The organism is Caryophanon latum (assembly GCF_001700325.1).
Classification (GTDB): Bacteria; Bacillota; Bacilli; order Bacillales_A; family Planococcaceae; genus Caryophanon; species Caryophanon latum.
This window is the reverse complement of sequence record NZ_MATO01000055.1, coordinates 1-1584: the sequence shown is the minus strand read 5'-3', so window position 1 is coordinate 1584 and position 1584 is coordinate 1. Positions and strand designations below refer to the sequence as shown.

Genomic DNA, 1584 nt, shown 5'->3' with positions numbered 1-1584 from the left:
AGTTCGATTTAACGCATTAAATTATTTTAATGCGACACTAGTGAATTTATATATATAAAAATAGACATAAAAAAAACGCGCAGCGAATAATTTCGCTACACGTTTTTGCTATGACCCGTACGGGATTCGAACCCGTGTTACCGCCGTGAAAGGGCGGTGTCTTAACCACTTGACCAACGGGCCTCTGGCGGAGACAGAGGGATTTGAACCCTCGCGCCGGTTACCCGACCTACACCCTTAGCAGGGGCGCCTCTTCAGCCTCTTGAGTATGTCCCCATATTTGGCTCCGAAAGCAGGACTCGAACCTGCGACCTGCCGGTTAACAGCCGGATGCTCTACCAACTGAGCTATTTCGGAATAATTGTACTATGGTGGGCCTAAATGGACTCGAACCATCGACCTCACGCTTATCAGGCGTGCGCTCTAACCAGCTGAGCTATAGGCCCTTAAATGGAGCGGGTGATGAGAATCGAACTCACGACATCAGTTTGGAGAGCTTCAATCTAATGCTCTACCAACTGAGCTACAAACCCACAAAAAATGGCGGTCCCGACCGGGATCGAACCGGCGATCTCCTGCGTGACAGGCAGGCATGTTAACCGCTACACCACGGGACCTTTTGGTTGCGGGGGCAGGACTTGAACCTACGACCTTCGGGTTATGAGCCCGACGAGCTACCACTGCTCCACCCCGCGATAATACTACATTATTTAATTATTAAAAATGGAGGAGGTAGAGGGATTCGAACCCCCGCGCGGTGTTACCCGCCTGTCGGTTTTCAAGACCGATCCCTTCAGCCAGACTTGGGTATACCTCCGTATATTATATGCTTGTTCTTTGAATGGTGGACCTTACAGGACTCGAACCTGTGACCGGACGGTTATGAGCCGTCTGCTCTAACCAACTGAGCTAAAGGTCCTTAAGATGGCTACCGAGGGAGTCGAACCCACGACCTTTCGGGTATGAACCGAATGCTCTAGCCAGCTGAGCTAGGTAGCCAGGATCTTTATTTGTTGGTGGAGCCTAGCGGGATCGAACCGCTGACCTCCTGCGTGCAAGGCAGGCGCTCTCCCAGCTGAGCTAAGGCCCCTCAAAAAAAGGAATGGTGCCGAGGGCCGGAATCGAACCGGCACGGTGATCACTCACCGCAGGATTTTAAGTCCTGTGCGTCTGCCAGTTCCGCCACCCCGGCATTTTTGGAGCGGAAGACGAGGTTCGAACTCGCGACCCCCACCTTGGCAAGGTGGTGTTCTACCACTGAACTACTTCCGCAAAATGCATAAGATTATTTTAATCTGACAGTATATAAAGTTGTATATGTAATAAAGTTATTATGGTGCCGGCGATAGGAGTCGAACCCACGACCTACTGATTACAAGTCAGTTGCTCTACCAACTGAGCTACACCGGCATATATGGTGGAGGATGACGGGCTCGAACCGCCGACCCTCTGCTTGTAAGGCAGATGCTCTCCCAGCTGAGCTAATCCTCCTAGGTATTATATATGCGAAGCGACGTCCTACTCTCACAGGGGAAACCCCCAACTACCATCGGCGCTAAAGAGCTTAACTGCTGTGTTCGGTAT

At 51.1% G+C, this 1584-nt stretch carries 14 tRNA genes and 1 rRNA gene; all 15 read right to left on the bottom strand.

Features of this window, described 5'->3' with window-relative positions:
• Nucleotides 1–111 precede the first annotated feature (111 nt).
• A tRNA-Glu gene (locus A6K76_RS12845) sits at nt 112–183 on the bottom strand.
• A gap of 2 nt (nt 184–185) precedes the next feature.
• A tRNA-Ser gene (locus A6K76_RS12840) sits at nt 186–276 on the bottom strand.
• Between the two features lie 5 nt (nt 277–281).
• Nucleotides 282–357 (bottom strand) — tRNA-Asn (locus A6K76_RS12835).
• A gap of 12 nt (nt 358–369) precedes the next feature.
• Nucleotides 370–446, bottom strand: a tRNA-Ile gene (locus tag A6K76_RS12830).
• A gap of 95 nt (nt 447–541) precedes the next feature.
• Nucleotides 542–617, bottom strand: a tRNA-Asp gene (locus A6K76_RS12820).
• 3 nt (nt 618–620) lie between these two features.
• A tRNA-Met gene (locus A6K76_RS12815) sits at nt 621–695 on the bottom strand.
• Nucleotides 696–724: 29 nt separating this feature from the next.
• A tRNA-Ser gene (locus A6K76_RS12810) sits at nt 725–817 on the bottom strand.
• 25 nt (nt 818–842) lie between these two features.
• Nucleotides 843–919, bottom strand: a tRNA-Ile gene (locus A6K76_RS12805).
• 6 nt (nt 920–925) lie between these two features.
• Nucleotides 926–999 (bottom strand) — tRNA-Met (locus A6K76_RS12800).
• A gap of 15 nt (nt 1000–1014) precedes the next feature.
• Nucleotides 1015–1090, bottom strand: a tRNA-Ala gene (locus tag A6K76_RS12795).
• 13 nt (nt 1091–1103) lie between these two features.
• Nucleotides 1104–1192: transfer RNA gene (locus tag A6K76_RS12790), tRNA-Leu, on the bottom strand.
• A gap of 5 nt (nt 1193–1197) precedes the next feature.
• Nucleotides 1198–1272, bottom strand: a tRNA-Gly gene (locus A6K76_RS12785).
• A gap of 62 nt (nt 1273–1334) precedes the next feature.
• A tRNA-Thr gene (locus A6K76_RS12780) sits at nt 1335–1410 on the bottom strand.
• A gap of 5 nt (nt 1411–1415) precedes the next feature.
• Nucleotides 1416–1491 (bottom strand) — tRNA-Val (locus A6K76_RS12775).
• A 14-nt stretch (nt 1492–1505) separates the two neighbouring features.
• Nucleotides 1506–1584, bottom strand: a 5S ribosomal RNA gene (gene rrf / locus A6K76_RS17295); the annotation flags it as partial.